The organism is Bdellovibrio sp. HM001 (genome assembly GCF_055397275.1).
Genome location: NZ_AP029174.1, coordinates 499,554 through 516,843, shown reverse-complemented (window position 1 = coordinate 516,843; position 17,290 = coordinate 499,554). Strand labels below are relative to the sequence as shown.

Here is a 17,290-nt window from a genome sequence, read left to right as displayed (position 1 = left end):
GCCGATAAGTTAGTGCATATGGGACTTCGACGTTTCTGGAAATTTCTTTCTGTAGCAAATAAACTCTATATCGTTATCGGAGTCATGGCGCTTCTGATTACACTGGAGCTCTTCACTCTTTACTTTGCCATGGACACTCTTTCATCCGTTCGTGGTTTTGTCGCCGGAGAGAGTAATTGGTCCAAAGCGCAAAAAGATGCTGTGCTAAATCTGCACAAGTACGCTCGCACCAAAGACAGTGTGTACTTTGAAAAATTTCAAAGCAACGTCCGTGTGCCCTTGGGTGACAGCAAAGCTCGTCTTGCCCTTGAGGAAAATCCCCCGGACCTGGCACGCGCACGGGAAGGATTCCTTGAAGGAAAAACTCATCCCGACGATATTACCGGGATCACCAAGCTGATCCTGCGGTTTCACAATTTCAACTACGTGAACAAGGCCATTCAGATCTGGCGAGAAGGCGACAAGATGACCCAAGAGCTGATTGGCTATGGAAATCAGCTTCACAGTCTTATCCAGCAAGGAGCCAAAGAAGACCAGATTATTGCCGCTTTGAACCAGGTGGATTTGCTCAATGAACGCCTGACGGTTCTGGAAGAGGCTTTTTCTCACACTCTTGGTGAGGGCTCCCGCTGGTTAGAGCAGGTCTTGATGGTGACATTGCTTTTAGCCGTTCTGCTTGTCGAAGGTGTCGGCCTTTTACTGACAGTTTCATTCAGCCGCAATCTTTCTAAAGGGTTGATAGAACTTAACGAGGCCGCCTTCAAGGTCGGCGAAGGCAAGTTCGATGTGAAAGTTCCCGTTCGATCGGGGGACGAACTGGGGCAGTTAGCCGAGTCCATTAATAATATGGCTCACCACCTTAGCAGCAGCATCGGTGGCCGCCGCCAGGCCGAACAAGCCAGTCAGTCGAAAAGCCTCTTCCTGGCCAACATGAGTCACGAGATTCGCACTCCCCTTGCCGCCATCATCGGCTTTTCAGATCTGCTGAAGGACTCTCACCTGACGGAAGAAGAACGCTTGCAATACGTCAACATCATCCATAGGACGGGCGAACATCTGACCCGGATTATCAACGACATTCTGGATCTTTCGAAAGTGGAAGCCGGACATCTGGAGCTGGAGTCCCACAACGTGAATCTTGTGTCTTTGCTGAGTGACCTGCATATCCTGATGGTGGCTCGGGTGGGATCAAAACCTGTGCATGTCGAATTCAATCGCCGCGGACTGGTACCGGACGTGATCCGCACCGACTCTCTGCGCCTGCGTCAGATCCTGACCAACATTCTGGGGAATGCTGTGAAGTTCACTGATGAAGGCTACGTGCGCATGACTTACGAAATCTCCGGACCCTATCTGGTCTTCACCATTAAAGATACGGGTGTGGGAATCTCCAGCGCACAACGCAGCTTATTGTTCCAGGCTTTCAGTCAAATCGACAGTTCGATATCACGCAAGTATGAGGGCACAGGTTTGGGCCTTGTGCTGTCGCGCCGCCTGGCCCAGATGATGGGTGGCGACGTCACCCTGGCAGAAGGCGAAACCACAAAAGGCAGCACCTTTGTCGTCAAAATTGCGCTGGATATTCCCAGAAATCCGAAGACCAACCCTTCTTTGGGATTACCAAAAGAGGTTCATCTGGGACAACAGCTTTCAGCCACTTCCATTTTGCTGGTCGATGATGTCGAGGACAACCGCCTGTTGATTCAAAGAATGCTGACCAAACGCGGGGCCCAGCTCACCTTGGCCACCAACGGTCAGGAAGGACTCACGAAAGCTCTGGAAAAAGAATTTGATATTATTCTGATGGACATTCAAATGCCCGTGATGGATGGCTATACCGCCACAAAAAAACTACGTCAGGCAGGCTACAAAAAACCCATCATTGCCCTGACAGCGCATGCGATGAAAGATGATCGCGAAAGATGCCTTGAAGCTGGCTGCACGGACTATCTGACCAAGCCCGTGCAAGTGGAATTCCTGATACAAACTATTCTGAATTATTCGATGGAAGGTAACTAAAAGCAGGTGGCCTTTCCATCACGGGTCACACACGCCGCCTGAGCAATCCCACTTGTTCCTTCAGTTCCAGTAGGCCCAACCGGCCCGTCAGCACCGCGTGCCCTATCAACTTGGACTTTGCAGAATCTTCCACCCTTTCCGCTGGGACCCGGAATTCTGCTACCATCGATACCGCCTTTTCCTCCAGCTCCGCCCAGTCCCCCAGCCCCTCCCTTACCAGGATGTTTGGTCAAAGAAACGGAAAACCCAATCTCCTTTTGTATGCTCAACTCTAGCGTTCCACTATGACCGCCGTTTCTCCCGGATTCTCCCCCATGACCTTGCTTTCCGTCTCCGCCAAAAGAGGGGATCAAATCTTGTGACGTCGATGAACAGCCCACTGTGATGGTTCTTCCATTAGCTCCATTCATGTTTGGTGTCGGAGGAGGGCCATCATAGCCATCACCACCGGCTTCCCCGCGCATTTCAATTGCTAAGCGTCCCCTACCGGTTCCTATATTCAGAAACAAATGCCCCCCGGATCGCCCAACAACCCCCTTTGGTGCTTTAGTCAGTTCCGGAAAAGTCCGAATCAAAGCCCCCTGGGAAACATTCAATTTGTCCACATGGAAGCGAACTCGATGCCCCATGGTATTCAGTATAGCCCCTTCTACAAATACCAACTCGGCAAAACGAAACTCAAAGTCACCCGTCTCGCGAGGTAAGGTCTTCTGCCCAGCCCTATACATCTCAAACTCCAACTCTTTCTTTTGTAGAAGTTTGCCTTTGAAAATAAATACCTCGCCCTCAATAACGAACTTATCTCCCTTAACCTCCTCCACCATTGAAGGAGTGACAGGGGCATCCCCAGCTGTTGGTTCGCTTTCATCTCTAATTTCGACGCAGCCGGATAGTAGAAGAAGGGGGACTGAAATAAATAGCAAAAGTAAATACGATTTCATTTTAAGATTCCTTTGTTAGGCCGATTGTCTGATTTCACTTCTTCTCAATTTCAGTTCCTGCCCGAAATCCCAGTACTTCAAGATTGAGTCCGGACGCCGGACTTTGGCCTGTGAACAGCTTTTGCATAGACACATTAATGCTCCGAAAAGGAGACTTCGTCAGGACGACGATGAACGCCCCAAGGATAGAGGCAAATGGAATACAGCAAGATCAACTACTTCGAAAAAGCCGAATCAGCACAACACCGCGAGTTCATCATTTCCCAAAACAATTGCATACTTTGCGGCACCGTACTGGAGCTAAAACATATCGCCGATCGAGAGCTTTCCGAAGTCAAAGAAGAGGCCTTCTGCCCACACTGCGAAGTGAAGACACGCAATCGCACCCATATTCTGAACTAAGTCCAGCCAATGTTTCGACGGGAATCTTGTCAGATGATTGACGTTACCGGGTTCCCGTCAAGATCTTAACATCCGAATAGAACGTCCCTGACCAGGACATATCGGGGTTGCCGAAGCTGGACTGCTTATGCCCAAAGATTGTCGGGCCTTCGCCCTTCATCCATTCGTTCATCCAGACCTGTGCACATTCTAACTGCGTGATCACCTTGTCCAGCTTTTCCGCCGGACCCCAGATCACTGCAGAGTGCGCAAGGTAAGAGGTGTTCACCCACTTGGCGATTTCATGCTGATACTTGACCGACGTTATTAGGAACAGAGGACCTTGAAGTTCATCCTGTTGCAAAACAGAGCAGTTTGGCAGATCCACCATCATCGCCGGCTTCACAAAGAATCCGGAACCAATCACCTTCTCTGCACCCCAGGCGACCTTCCCGTGTTCGGACACACCACCTTGAGTTTTCTTTAGAACCTCTTCCACCGCTTCGGCGGAAATCAGTGGTGTCCAAGGGGACGATCCGGATGGATCTCTTAACGGCTCTAACTGATCCAGCCTGGTCTTTAGGGACTCCATAAATTCTTTTTGGAAAGATTCCAGCAAAAACAAGCGCGAAGTGTTCCAGCACATCTGCCCCTGTCCGATCAGGAAAGAGCGCAGAATTTCATCCATATGACTGGCAAAGTCAGTTCCGGCCAATACAATCGCTGCGTTTTTCACACTGCCAGACAACTGCATTTTTTTAAACTGAGAAAGTCCGGCCTTGGCAATACTTTCCATCGTGCTGGTTTTACCCGCAGCCGTCACCGCGTGAATGCTGGGATGACCGGCAATGACTCTTCCTACGTCCTCATCGCCCTGTAATACGTTGACCACGCCGGCGGGAACCCCTGCGGCTTGCAAGACTTCGCCAAGAATCTGCGCCGTGATCGGGGACTTTTCAGAAATCTTGATCACACACACATTCCCCGCCGCCAGCGCCGGGGCCATACGTTCGGTGACCAGGCGCAAGGACAAGGACCAGGACGATATTATTCCCACCAGTCCCACCGGCTGCACCTGAATCTGCGACGAGAGTGGCTGTTGCAGCGACTCTGCATTTTGGCGCAAAAGCTTTATCGCCACCCGGATTGAATTTTCCAGAACAAAACTTTGCGGCAGTCCCTGATGCAAGGCCTCTTGATAAGCATAGTGTGACGCTTTGTCCTCTAGAGCCTGCGCTACCTTCTTCAGTAACAACGCCCGCTCTTCAAAGGAAAGGTCTTTAAAACCAGGCAGTGCTTTTTTAGCGCTTTGAATAGCTTTGATCACATCCATCGCATCGGATGCAGTGATATCGGCCAGCAACTGTCCGTCAAATGGAGAATATTTTGCGATTTTTTTCTGACTGTCGGAAGGGACAAAAGCCCCTCCGATAAAGTTTTGCAGTTCCAACAAAGATCCTAGTATAAGTTTTGGTTTCGATACTGCATCAGATGATGCGCCAACATGTCGGCATTGAGTATCTCATCCGCCACTCCCAATTCAATGGCTTTCTGAGGAGCGTAGGGAAATTGCGCCTCGTCGGGGTGTTGCACCACAGTGGCCCCGCCGACCTTTTGTACATCCACGAGACCTTCCACACCATCAGCCCCGAACCCACCCAACAAGACGGCATAAACCCCTTGCGAATAAGCTTGTGCCGCGGACTGGAACAAGACCGTGCTGGAAGGAAGCTGGGACGCCACCGGAGCACCTTTCATGATATTGATCATAGGCCCTTGGGGGCGTGACACGATTTTGCCATGGTGCTCAGCAGGAATAAAATACACATGCCCCATACGCAAGAACTCGCCGTCTTTAGCCAGGACAGGTGTCACCTTTGAACCGGCTTTTAACTTGCTGATATAGGCCGTCACGAAGTTGGCAACGGTACTGCAGGCCACCACAACAGGAGGCGTATCGGCCGCAAGACCTTTTACGAACTTTTCCAGCGAATCTGCGCTTCCGGCATTGCCGCCGACGACGATCACTTTCAGTTCGGCCGCTTTCTTGCGCGGCATCGTCGAAAGCGTGCTCGTTCGGACCACCTGTGGCGCAGGAGCTTCTTTAAGTTTCTTTAGAATATTCACAGACGCAGCCGCACGCACTTTTTCAACCAGCATGCCGGCCAGATCTTTTAAAACCGCCGGATCGAACTGCGATGGTTTATGGACAAACTCAACAGCCCCCAGCTCTAAAGACTTCATGGCCGCTTCCCCGGTGCTGGCCAATGAAGAAACCATGACCACCGGAATGGGATGATGCTTCATCAGTTTTTCTAAAAACATCACCCCGGACATTTTGGGCATCTCGATATCCAGAGTCAAAACATCCGGCTTCTTGGACAGAATCAGTTCACGGGCCTGATAGGCATCCGCCGCAGTTCCAACGACCTCCAGGCCGTTTTTGGTAAACATATTCGTGAACAAGGTGCGCACTGTCGCGGAATCATCCACCACGAGCACTTTCACATTTTTCGCTGCCGCCAAAGGGCGGAAGCCGGACAAATCCACAGGCTTGTCAACACTGCCGCTTTGCGAAGATGAATTATGCAAAACCTCAAAGGTCGCCGTGTTCAGCTTAATCGTGCGGGCGGCCTCTCCGGCGACGTTTTTTTCAAGGATTGGAATTCCCAGTTCGCGCAAAGTTTTTTCCGCAAACTCGATATTGCGCTTCCCGATCCCTTCTCCGATTTGCGCCACACTGATCACATTGCCGCCACCATAGATTTTGGCCTGCAGCTTGCTGCGATTCGCTCCCAGCCGAACACATTCTTCGACCAACAGGGGAATCGCATGAACTCCGTAACGGGTGTTCACATGATCATCCGGGGCACCATCAGAAAGTAGATAATGATTTAAGCCACCAATGCGTGTTGTCGGATCGTGCAGGGCCACCGCCACGCAAGAGCCCAGAAGAGTTGAAATGATCGTCTCTTCGCGAAAAGCGGCGATTTTTCCAGGAAACAAATAGTGCGTATTCATGCTGCCACCAGTTTTTCAAGATCCAGCACCATAATACTGCGCGAGTCTTTGATAAAAAACTGGCGAATAAAGTCGGCAGACATCATGTGGGGATGGTTTTCAATATTTTGTAGTTCTGTTTCTTTCAGTGTGATCAGTTCCTCCGTCCCCGTCACCTGCAAAGAGAAGCGAATCCCCTGTTGTTCGCAGATGACATAAAAGCGACTGTCAGAATCCACTGACACAAAGCCATGATCCTGCAAATTCACCACAGGGACAGCCTCACCCCTAAAAGGGACGACACCCAAGACGCCGTTTTGACGCTCAGGCAGACTGTACAAGGGCAGGCGTGGACTGATCTCAATCACACTCAGGATAGGAATTGCAAACTCCTGCTGGCCCGAACGACAGTGCAGCAGCTGCACCTGGCGCAGATTCTGAGAGTTCAAAGCAAACCGCGTGGCCAGATCCGCGCTGTCTTCTTTTTCCTGCAACAGCGCTTCCGCATAAGACTTTAAAGTCTTCAGAGCCTTCAACAGTTCGCTGACACCTTGAACTTCCTCGGACTTTTGCTCAAAACTTTCCAGCCATAATGCCAGATGTTCAAACTCATTGGTGCGAGCATCCACGGCCCAACTGCGGGCTTGTTCTGCCACCTCACCGCGAATACGGCGCCAAAGATTTTCATCGGTCAGATCAGAAAACTTTTCGACTTCCTTGATCAAACTGTCCAGAAAGTAGGATTTAAGCTCGGCCGTGAAGTCATCACCGAAGAAATCGCTCATGCAGCCTCCCTGTTTTCCTCTGGCAGTGCCAGCAGCGCTAACATCTTTTCCGGATCCACGATATAGGTGATCTTCTCATCCGCCAGGATGGAAATACCCTTGAAGCCTTTTTGCTCACGAATCAGATTGCCGAAGGATTTAACCACCAGATCTGTCTGCGCTTCAATTCGATCCACCATCAAAGCCAGCACCTGATCCTTCACGCGAATAAACACCGCCGAAGAACCCCGTGCGACTTCGTCAGAAACCTTTAGGTTCAAATTCAGAATTTCATCATAATTCATAAACGGCACCGTCAAACCACTGAACTGGCAATAGCGCAGATGCTGGACGGTGTTGATCTTGAGTTCCTCACACGAGGTGATATGTGCCACGGACGACAGCGGAACCGCAAACTGATGTTCACCCCAGACACACAACAGGGCGCTTTCAACCATGATGTGCTGTGGAATTGGAAGCTCCAGATGGAAGGACGCCCCCAGGCCGGGATGATTTTCCACCGTGATTCGACCACCGTATTTTTCCACGATCGCCTGGACAACATCCATCCCCACACCGCGTCCGGAGATCGTGGTGACCTTGTCTTTTGTGGAAAAGCCCGCTTGGAAAATAAATTTGTAAATCTCATCTTCTGAAAGACGGTCTGCCGCCTCGGCGGTGACCAGAGCGTTTTTTATCGCTCTTTGCAGGATGCGCTCCTTGTCCAGACCTTTCCCGTCATCTTTAAAAACCGCGTGGACCGAACCACTCTTTTCGAAGATCTGCAAATGCAAAGTTCCGATGGAGCTCTTTCCCTGCAAGGCCCGCTCAAACTGATCTTCGATACCATGATCAATGGAATTTCTAACCAGATGAACCAGACATTCATAAAGATCCTTGCCCAGCCCCTTGTCGATTAAAAGTTCGGAACCCACCACTTCCAGATGGACGTTTTTATTAAGTTCTGTCGAGGCCTGGCGAACCAGCACCGGCAAAGCCTGTAAGCTGTCACCCGCCTTTTCCTTCCGCGCCACCTGCACCTGATTCTGAAACTGGTCACAGATCTTACCCAGATTCTGGGCAAAGTCCCCCTGACGACGTTCGAAGACTTCCGGCTGAATGCGAAAGTTCACAGTTTGATTCATCATCTGGAAGAAGTTTTTTAGAACCAGCAGTTCCCCGGATAAACGCAGGAATTCATTCAACTGCGCCGTGGAAAGCCAAACACCGGGATCATCCCCGGAACTGGCTGCTGCTGCCGCCTCTCGAATGCGCGTCGGGCCTGACGGTGTTTCATTTTCAAAACTGAAACTGCCATAAGAGGAAATCACCTCAATGGCTTCGCTGAGCTCTTCGGGATAGACTTCCCTTTTTTCACGCAGGCTTTGCGCCAGCACTTTGAGAATGCGTGAACTTTTAAGAAAGATATCCACGCAGGCTTTGGTGACCGGCCGGGATTCGCGTTTGATTCGCGTCAACAAAGCTTCAAACTCGTGAGCTAAAGACCCCAGAAGTTGTCCTCCGGGAACCGCCCCCACGCTGCCTTTTAACGTATGTATTTTTCGAAAAAGAATATTCAGTTGATCCTGATCCTGCGGGTTGGCTTCAAGCTTCAGAATCAAGGCATCCAGATCTTCGAGAATCTCTTTGGACTCTTCAAAGAATGCGCGGGAAACTTCTTCGACTTGCTCAAAATCGATGAAGACAGCACCTTCCTGCTGTGATTTCTCTAGTTGATTTGTATCATCTGCCATTTCTGGGAAGGCCCGCTTTCTGCTTAAGAGGTTTCCAGAATTTTATCGGCATTTCAGGGATTTATCTTAGGACCGGGATTTCAAATTAATGGATGATATGTGAGCTCAAAAAGGAAGAGCGACCTTCACGGTCGCTCTTGTTACAAGATTCTTTCGAATCCTCGGCGAAGGTCCAGTCGTCCTAAGAGGACGCCACCTCCGCCTTGGTTATGTCTACGTGTTTAACCATAAGCACCACCTCCTTACCAGCCCCAATAGAAGCTTGTCTTCATGGTACTATGGTCAGACTGTTAGATGCCACTTTTCTGAGGTCCAGTTTTAACTTTCCCAGTTCAGATTGAAACAAGTCATTACAAAGACTTGATGAACTGAATCAAAGCGGCGCGATCCGTTTTGGGAAGTTGAGTATACCGAGTTTTTGAATACTCGGCCTCACCTCCGTGCCACAGAATCGCTTCTTCCAGTGTTCGGGCCCGGCCATCATGCAGGAAACCTGCCCGAGGATTGATCGTCTGAGTATGACCCATCCCCCACAGCGGGCGAGTCTTCCACTCGCGGCCATCAGCATCGAAATCCTGACGTCCATCCGCCAGGCCATCCCCCATGTCATGCAAAAGCATGTCCGTGTATGGATAGATCTTCTGATTTGCAAACGCCTTGATCGGATGATCGCCGGTTGTGAAGCTGGGGTGATGACAAGTCGTGCAGCTGACTTGATGGAAAAGACCCGCTCCGCGAATGACTTCTGCTTCGGTGGCTCCACGGCGCGCAGGCACAGCCAAAGTTTGCGAATAGAACACCAAATCATTTGCCACCTGATCACTGGCCTCCAAAGTCTGACTTGGCTGACGGCCCTGATTGAAAGCATCCAGCAAAGGCGTTCCCGCAATGCTTTCAACTGGGAACGCGTAGTTGGTCACCCCAATATCCCCACGCAAAGCCCCTAAGGACTGATGCAGTACTGACGGCGTGTTATTCTTCAAACCAAAACGCCCCATGGACACTGGATAAGGATTCCCCGCCATGCTTTTTTCGATATCAAAAACATAGTTCGGACGACCGCTGACACCTTCCGCAGAAAGATCTCGGGTTGCCAACGCCAGAATGTCAGATTCTTGAATCGCCTCGAGCAATCCCAGGCCGATCATCGGCGTGCCAATGCGAGCCCCCATCTTCACATCCCTTTCATAAAGACGGCTTCGGATTTGACCTGTCACGGAATCAAAGTACTCGTCATAGGCCCCTGTGACTTTGAATACAGGTTTGCGCAGCTCCACTTCCTCGCCATCGGGATAAACAAACGTGCTTTTTTCGTACTTCATCCAAACCTGCGCCTGCCCGGCACCAGGAAGATCTTCACGAACTCCCAAAGACCCCAGGTGGAAGAGCTGATCCGAGAAGCCTGGAACCGGAACCGGCGCTCCCCAGTTGTTTTCCTTATTCTTTGGGCGCTTGACACCATCCTCAATACTGATGCGCAGGAAAACGGCTTCATTTTGACGAAGCAGAACCCACTCTTTGTTGAAGGGCACCACAGGCAATGCCCCCCGGCCATCTTTGGAATGGCAGGCATTGCAACTGGTATTGTTATAAACAGGCCCCAAGCCATGATCAAAACGGCTGGCATCATCAGAGAAATTTCTCTCAAAAAGAGCGTCGCCGGTCAGATGACGGGCGATCTCTGCTTCAGACAAATTTGCAGCCGGATTACGGAAAGCCCAGATTGATTGTCCTTTGAAGAATACAGTTGTATCTCCGCCGGACTTTTCCGCGTACACATAATCCATGTCAATCTGTGGGGCAGCCGTCGCCGCCCCCGCCATAAGATTCAATACAGAAATAACAATCCAGGCTTTCATATTTTTTCCCGCTTACATATCCAGAGTTGGAAGAACTTCAGATTCCAAAGTTGCATGGAGTGCATTCAATGCATCAATCGCCGTCTGAGTGCGCGCACGACCATCTTTTGTGAAGATCGCCTGGCCGAAGTCGCCCCCATTTGCCGGGCGGATGGCTTCGATCAAGTTGATGCAGTTGATAATGTCCGCTTCCACGCGGGCTGCCAAAGCAGGGTCCACTTTTTCTACCAGGGCTTTTACGCCCGGGCCTTTGTTTTGTTTGTAGTGGCCAGTATAGATGCTGTAAACAGAGCGGATGTTGTGCTGGAAGTCCTTCAAAGAATTCCATGCAAAGGGAGATTCCACCAGCGCCATGTTTGCAGAACCGATGTCGGCCCCCAATGGATCTGCCATTTTACCATTGGCAACCTCATCCACGATTCCCATCATGCCCTGAACAAATTCTTCCATCACGGCTCTTTCAGAGGAGTAGAACTGATTGTTCATCCCAGGGTTGCTGATGATTTTTACATAACCCGGAGCCTTTGGATTTTCCGGATCATAGTTGGTTGTCCAGGCATGAGCCAGTTCTGCCGTGTGTTCTGCCAACAACTGAGCCGAAGCCTGCAAATACTGAATTTGTTTTGCCGTCAAAGCAGAAGCCGGTTTTGTGTTCGTGACTTTGCCGTCGCCGAACAAAAGATACTCCAGCGTGTGGAACCCTTGAAGGTTTGTACCCAAACCACGAACCAGATCCGTTGTGATCGCACGGTTTGAGTTCATCACCGCATCCAGATCCAGCTTGTTCAAAGGCCATGTATCCAACAACGGATCGATTCCCAAAGAGTCCACCGGACCAAACAGGAAGGATTCGGAGCTTTCCCAGGGAATACGAGCCGCACGCCAAGCAGCTTGGGCTTTATCCAGATTTTCTTGATTTACATTTGCCGCCAGAACTTCAACAGCTTGGGACAATTCTGCCGTTTTGGCAGCCAGATCATTGTAAGTCGCCAGAATCACATTGTAAGAAACGTGATTGATAATTTCTTTGTTGGAGGCCGCTTGTGCTGTCACACCGGCAAAAGCCAAGGCTGCCACCATCAATTTAAGAGCTTTCATTGAGTACTCCTTATGGTTGTTAATAAAATTTCAAAATCTATTTTTCAAACGCGGACAGGTCGAAGCCGAAGGCCACATTGGCCTGATATGTCTCTGGCAGACCTTGCAGTTCTGTTTTGTCACGGGAGTACTGCACTTTCATGAAGGCCGCTGTGTCCCACATCCACATAAAACCACCCGAACGACGGCTGACATCGTAACGAGGGTTCTTGGTGATGTTCCCCATGACGTCTGCAAACGTATTTACATGTTCGGCCTTCACATAGAAGGTCAAACCGGGCGCCGCCCAGTCATATGAAAGCTGCACGCTTTCCAGACGCGCCTTGGAACCCAACGGAGCAAAGGCTTTCGGTTTTGCCAGACCACCCAAGGTGGCATTCGCTGCAGAAACCTTATCTGCGTTGGTCAAGGAACCCTCAATGTATTCGGCCGCAATTCCAAAACCATTCCATTTATAGTTGCCCATCACGGTTGTGATACGGACCTCGCCAGGAACTTTGAGTTTGTCCACTTTATAGCGGTTGTCTGTGGTATCACCCACGTATTGAGCAATCGCCACACCCGTGCCTTTGGCAACGCTGCCCCACTCGATGCTTGCCACCGTCGCCAGATTGTCAGCATTCATGTTTTCAAAGTGACGCTGATATCCACCACCGACCCAAGAATACGAACGGAAGAATTCTGAGTTCAAACCATTCACCAAAGAAAGACGACCTGTGAAGCCGCGGTATTTTTGTTCCACTGAAACACCGGTTTCAGTCCAGCCCAAGGGAATCATGCGGGATTCAAGATCCGAAGCCAGGATCGTTGGGTAACGATGTGGCTTGCTCAGCACCGTACCCAAGGAAATGAACAAAGGAAACTTACCGATTTTCAATGCTGTGTCGGTTTTCTTGAAATCCTTTTTGTAAACGATTTCCTTCAGAACAACCTCACCACCTTTTTCAATTTCCTGTTCGAATTCACCGAACTCTTCAAAAGGATCGAATTCCACCGTTGTGCCCACACCGCCGTGCTCGATCTCTACTTCGAATTCGACTTTGGCGCTGTCGTTCAGATGGTATTCCCCCTCAAAGGCGAACTCTGCCAAATCCATGGAACGGCGAACGATCGGCTCCAGATTCTGGACTGTTTTAAAGGTCTCGCCCTGACTGAAAGAGATATAGCCATAAGAAGTAAACTCGAACTGCGGGAAGTCCTTTTTCACTTCCGGCAATGAAGCCACTTGTGTCACTTCAGCTGCTGTGGTTGTGGCCGTTGTCGTCGCGGTGGCCGGGGAAACTTCCTGAGCATGAGCTGCGGAAGAAAAGGCAAAAAGGATATATAGGACCCATTTCATTTTATCAATATCTCCGTGAGGCCCGTTTGTAGGCTCGCGGCAGACAAAGGTAAAGAGACGCGCTAAGAATTCTGCTTAACTGAGAATTTCCTGAATGTCAGATGAAAGCATATTGATAACAAAGATAGAAACCCGCGGAAACTCGTGGTTTCCTCAGACGGGGTTGGCTAACTTTGCCATAAACTCCCGAACCGAACCAGCCTGCAATGTCCCCAAACCCCGTCCTGCCCACAGGGACTGAAAGTCAGTGTTGCCAAGCTCCTGGGCTTTTCGACGAAGCGGTGTCGTCAACCAATGCTGAAGGGGATACGGCGGGATCTCGGCTTCGTGCACTTTCATTTCTGTCGTGAATCTGTTCGTCAGACCGCGAGCCCATCGGCCCGAAAAAACTTTGATCATTTCAGACTTTTCCGGACGAGCCGACAAAAGTGCCTGCTTGTATTCTTTCGAGGCTCCGCTTTCATCACAGACCAGGAACGCAGTGCCAATCTGCACGGCGGATGCACCGGCAGTCATGACTTTATCCAGTCCTTCTCGGTCACAGATTCCTCCAGCCCCAATCACTGGAATCTTTAAATTCAACGACAAAGTTTGCACCAGCTCTTTGGTAGGAATTAATTCAAACGTTTCACCAAGAAACGATCCACGATGCCCACCAGCCTCAGCCCCTTGAGCTACGACGGCGTCACATCCCTGCTCTTGCAAGACAAGGGCTTCCGCCAAAGTAGTCGCCGTACCCATGACATACACACCCTGAGCTTTCAGAGCTTGCATCTGCGACCCCGTCAAACAACCGAAAGTAAAGCTGAAGGCAGGAACTTTTTCCTGCAAAACCACATCCCACTGCTTTTCAAACAGCCCCGGATCAAAACTCAATTCGGGGACTTCAGCAAAACCCAGCTCCCGATAATACGGAGCCAGCCACTGTTTCATTTTTTCGACCTGGGACGTATCCACCGGGACATCAGAGGGAATAAACAAATTTACGGAAAAAGGTTTCCGTGTTCGGGCCTTCACCGCTTGGATCAATAGGCGCAGGGACTCTGGCGCCATGTACCCGGCCCCGATCGAACCCAGGCCCCCGCACTCGGACACTTCCGACACCAACTCTGCCGTGGTAAATCCGCCCGCCATAGGCCCTTGGATAATCGGAAGTGATGTCAGTGTCCATTGCATCGCAAGCTCCTATTTAAACAGGAACTTAAAACGTGGCACCTTTTCCCCGTTTACATCCACAAGCTCATTCCACATGTGTGCCGGACGGCTCCACAGGCGTCCCAAAGGATTGTCATACAGAGACTCATACAGCACCACATCTTCCAGTGTTTCACTGTGATGCCCCAGCCCGATGACCTTGTAAAGCCGACCTTTGTAGTGCTGATAAATAGCGCCGGGAATAATGTCTGTTTCTGGCTTGGAATCTTGCATCCTATCTTCCCGCTTCTTTCAGAAGTTTTTCCTTCTCTTTTTCATAAAGCTCGAAGGATTCATTGATGATCTTCAATGTTTCAGGCAGATCCAGAAAGCCCTCCACTTCGACCTTCTTATTCTCCAGGCCTTTGTAGATCTCAAAGAAGTTTCGAATTTCTTTGAGCTTATGAGGCGCCAGATCCTTGATCGTCTGCACATGTGCCATCTCCGGATCGTCTTCGTGGACCGCAATGACTTTGTCATCTGATTCACCCTGATCAATCATCCGCATGCAACCCACCGGGCGAGCCCGCATCAGGGACAACGGATAAACCTCTGCCTGTCCCAGCACCAGAATGTCCAACGGATCATTATCACCACAATAACTGCGGGGAATAAAACCATAGTTTGCCGGATAGTGAACCGAGCTGTACAGCACACGGTCCACCTTCAGCAGACCTGACGCCTTGTCCAGTTCAAACTTGGTTTTAGAGCCCCGAGGAATTTCAATCAATGCCGTTACGATCTGCGGAGCCTTTTCGCCAGGGCTGATGTCATGCCAAGGATTCATGGGAAACCTCCAGGAATTATAAGTTTTCTAGATGCTTGATAATTTCAGACTGAATCTGCTTCATCTCTGCATCGGAACGACGCTGAGCTCTTTTAAAATCCAGGTCCGGGATAGACCAAGCCGGGATCAAGTGCAAATGGTAATGCGGCACTTCGAATCCCGCCACCATCTGGCCGACACGCGGTGAACCTGCCGCCTTCAAAATAGCCTTGCCGATTTTCTGGGACACCTTGTGAAGGTGAGCATAGGTTTCTGCAGGAACCTCTGTCCAATGGTTGATTTCTTCCTTACTGATAACCAGTGTATGCCCCAGATTTACCTGATCCAATGCCAGGAAAGACAGGACGCGATCATCTTCATAGATTTTGTAACAAGGCAGTTCGCCGGAAATGATTTTTGTGAATACAGATGGCATGATTTCTCCTCAAATTAAAATAGTACAGAAAAATCATGCCTTAATCAGTGACGTTTGGCCAGTCCTCCAACATCTTCAACACTCCCCATTAAGAAAGCAGCAGTTACCACGCACCCAAGCGTAACAAACGGGGGCCCTGCTTATAGGAATCTTCTGCGAATCTCAGTACACCGTCTGAACTCTGCTGCGATGTCAGGAAGACCAGATACACCGGCATGTGCTGCTTCAGCTGCACACGGGTTTCATTTTCAAGAACCTCTCCGGGCTTAGCCATATATCTTTCAATGGTGCGACGATCCCAGGCCGTTCCCCGCATCAAGTACTCTGCCAGATCCACAGGCTTTTCAACTCTTATGCATCCGGAACTGAGCAGCCTGTGTGGCTCGGCAAAGAGCTCTCTTTGATTCGTGTCATGCAAATAAATCGCATAAGAGTTTGTCATCATAAACTTCAAAGAACCCAGGGCATTCATACGATGAGGTCTTTGCCGAATATAGATATTGGCGTCCTGATTAGGATCCATGTTGTACCAGTCGATACTGGCCGGATCGAGCTTCTGCGTGAAGGACTTGTTCCAGACTTCATAGTTGTGACGATCAAAGTACTGCCGGATTTCCCAGGGCCATAGATTTTTGATTTCCTCCACTTTGTCTTCGCGGAAGATCGTCGGTGGCACCACCCAGAATGGATTGATGACCAGGTAAACGATCTTGTCTTTCATAGTGGGAGACTTTCTTTCAGGACGTCCATTGATCGTGCGAAAGCTCATGGTGTAAAGGCTGCCACCCGTCTTATCCACCAGGCTGAAATAGGACATCGCCAGGTTCACAAAGATATAACGATCTTCAAAGTGCTGTGGAAACCAGCGCAGCTTTTCCATATCCAGACGCACCTGACGCATTCGATCCTGACAAGACACATTCAAATATTTCCACGTCTTACCCCCCGGAGAAATTTTACTGTCGGGCTTAAAACGCAAGTTCCATTGAATGTCGTTCACCGCCGCAAAAACTTTGTCATCAAAGACATCGTCCAGATTGTTCATCGGATATCCCAATTGTGACATGCGTGTTTTCAACGGAATCAGAACTGGATCTTTGCTTCCCAGCTTCAATGTCTTTTTCACCTTGGGAAGAGGACCCCATTCCCCGGCTTGACAGATTCGGTCTATTTTACGAAGGCTGTCCCGCAAAGCCAAATACTGCGGGGACTGTGGTGACAACGCTTCCAGCAAGATCGATGGATTGGAGGCTGCGACGACCAGCTTTTCTTCCAATTCTTTCACTGTCAGAAATGGCTTACGGGTCAGTTTGACATCCACCCCCACCAAGGCCGGATCCACCACACCCGACGACACATCCCTTAAAAGCCTCAGAAAATTCAAGTTGGCCTGAGCCTTCAGGTTGGGATTACCTGAATCCTGCAGGTAAGTGGCCTCCATGGCATCACTCCAGTAGCTCTTTGCATTCACACCGTGGTCTCCGGACCGAATCATCGCCTCGCGCAGATCCTGCAAGGATATTCTATCTACAACGGTCAGGTACTCCTTTTGAGTCTGTGCATTCGCAAGCAGGGACAGGCTCAGAACAATCCAGAAAACCATGAGACGTATCAACTCCATAACCCCTCCTCATGTTCTTCCTTATCTAAATTTTGGCCATAAACGGGCTGCAATGTTAGGGTTGGACTGGGCCTCTGCCCGGAAGATTTCCAAAACTAAACCCACCTCATGCAATTAG

The 17,290-nt window shown here is 50.1% G+C and carries 15 protein-coding genes; 2 read left to right on the top strand and 13 right to left on the bottom strand.

What is annotated here, in order from left to right:
- Nucleotides 1–84 precede the first annotated feature (84 nt).
- Nucleotides 85–2,019, top strand: a complete 1,935-nt coding sequence (locus ACZ5ZZ_RS02535) for a response regulator (RefSeq protein ID WP_464141081.1) — start codon at nucleotides 85–87, stop codon at nucleotides 2,017–2,019.
- Here ACZ5ZZ_RS02535 and ACZ5ZZ_RS02530 read toward each other — a convergent pair.
- The gene (locus ACZ5ZZ_RS02530) at nucleotides 2,016–2,960 is read right to left on the bottom strand and encodes a hypothetical protein (protein WP_464141079.1); all 945 of its coding nucleotides are present in this window, start codon (nucleotides 2,958–2,960) and stop codon (nucleotides 2,016–2,018) included. The two genes, ACZ5ZZ_RS02535 and ACZ5ZZ_RS02530, sit on opposite strands and share 4 nt — an antisense overlap.
- A 195-nt stretch (nucleotides 2,961–3,155) precedes the next feature.
- On the opposite strand from ACZ5ZZ_RS02530, the gene ACZ5ZZ_RS02525 reads away from it, so the two are divergent.
- Nucleotides 3,156–3,362, top strand: coding sequence for a hypothetical protein (locus ACZ5ZZ_RS02525; RefSeq protein WP_464120026.1), 207 nt, complete (start codon nucleotides 3,156–3,158; stop codon nucleotides 3,360–3,362).
- A 43-nt stretch (nucleotides 3,363–3,405) separates the two neighbouring features.
- Here the strand turns inward: ACZ5ZZ_RS02525 and ACZ5ZZ_RS02520 are convergent, their stop codons facing one another.
- The 12 genes from ACZ5ZZ_RS02520 to ACZ5ZZ_RS02465 all read right to left on the bottom strand — a co-directional run bounded on the left by ACZ5ZZ_RS02520 (nucleotide 3,406) and on the right by ACZ5ZZ_RS02465 (nucleotide 17,172).
- The gene (locus tag ACZ5ZZ_RS02520) at nucleotides 3,406–4,794 is read right to left on the bottom strand and encodes an aldehyde dehydrogenase family protein (RefSeq protein ID WP_464141077.1); all 1,389 of its coding nucleotides are present in this window, start codon (nucleotides 4,792–4,794) and stop codon (nucleotides 3,406–3,408) included.
- 5 nt (nucleotides 4,795–4,799) lie between these two features.
- Nucleotides 4,800–6,362, bottom strand: a complete 1,563-nt coding sequence (locus ACZ5ZZ_RS02515; protein WP_464141075.1) for a chemotaxis protein CheB — start codon at nucleotides 6,360–6,362, stop codon at nucleotides 4,800–4,802.
- A complete protein-coding gene (locus ACZ5ZZ_RS02510; protein WP_464141073.1) occupies nucleotides 6,359–7,126 on the bottom strand; it encodes a chemotaxis protein CheW in 768 nt (255 codons plus the stop codon). The genes ACZ5ZZ_RS02515 and ACZ5ZZ_RS02510 overlap by 4 nt, the downstream gene beginning before the upstream one ends.
- Nucleotides 7,123–8,859, bottom strand: coding sequence for a chemotaxis protein CheA (locus ACZ5ZZ_RS02505; protein WP_464141071.1), 1,737 nt, complete (start codon nucleotides 8,857–8,859; stop codon nucleotides 7,123–7,125). Before ACZ5ZZ_RS02505 ends, ACZ5ZZ_RS02510 begins: the two co-directional genes overlap by 4 nt.
- Before the next feature lie 350 nt (nucleotides 8,860–9,209).
- Nucleotides 9,210–10,718, bottom strand: a complete 1,509-nt coding sequence (locus ACZ5ZZ_RS02500) for a di-heme oxidoredictase family protein (protein WP_464141069.1) — start codon at nucleotides 10,716–10,718, stop codon at nucleotides 9,210–9,212.
- Nucleotides 10,719–10,730: 12 nt separating this feature from the next.
- The gene (locus ACZ5ZZ_RS02495) at nucleotides 10,731–11,816 is read right to left on the bottom strand and encodes an imelysin family protein (protein WP_464120020.1); all 1,086 of its coding nucleotides are present in this window, start codon (nucleotides 11,814–11,816) and stop codon (nucleotides 10,731–10,733) included.
- A 37-nt stretch (nucleotides 11,817–11,853) separates the two neighbouring features.
- Entirely contained in the window at nucleotides 11,854–13,155 is a 1,302-nt protein-coding gene (locus ACZ5ZZ_RS02490) for a hypothetical protein (RefSeq protein ID WP_464133195.1), read from the bottom strand.
- Nucleotides 13,156–13,308: 153 nt separating this feature from the next.
- Complete coding sequence (locus ACZ5ZZ_RS02485; protein WP_464141067.1) at nucleotides 13,309–14,331, bottom strand: NAD(P)H-dependent flavin oxidoreductase; 1,023 nt, start codon at nucleotides 14,329–14,331, stop codon at nucleotides 13,309–13,311.
- 9 nt (nucleotides 14,332–14,340) lie between these two features.
- Nucleotides 14,341–14,583, bottom strand: a complete 243-nt coding sequence (locus ACZ5ZZ_RS02480) for a DUF1653 domain-containing protein (RefSeq protein WP_464133191.1) — start codon at nucleotides 14,581–14,583, stop codon at nucleotides 14,341–14,343.
- Nucleotide 14,584: 1 nt separating this feature from the next.
- Nucleotides 14,585–15,136, bottom strand: a complete 552-nt coding sequence (locus ACZ5ZZ_RS02475; protein ID WP_464120016.1) for an inorganic diphosphatase — start codon at nucleotides 15,134–15,136, stop codon at nucleotides 14,585–14,587.
- Nucleotides 15,137–15,152: 16 nt separating this feature from the next.
- Nucleotides 15,153–15,551, bottom strand: coding sequence for an HIT family protein (locus tag ACZ5ZZ_RS02470; protein ID WP_464120015.1), 399 nt, complete (start codon nucleotides 15,549–15,551; stop codon nucleotides 15,153–15,155).
- Nucleotides 15,552–15,654: 103 nt separating this feature from the next.
- Entirely contained in the window at nucleotides 15,655–17,172 is a 1,518-nt protein-coding gene (locus ACZ5ZZ_RS02465; RefSeq protein WP_464133190.1) for a L,D-transpeptidase family protein, read from the bottom strand.
- Between the last annotated feature and the right edge of the window lie 118 nt (nucleotides 17,173–17,290).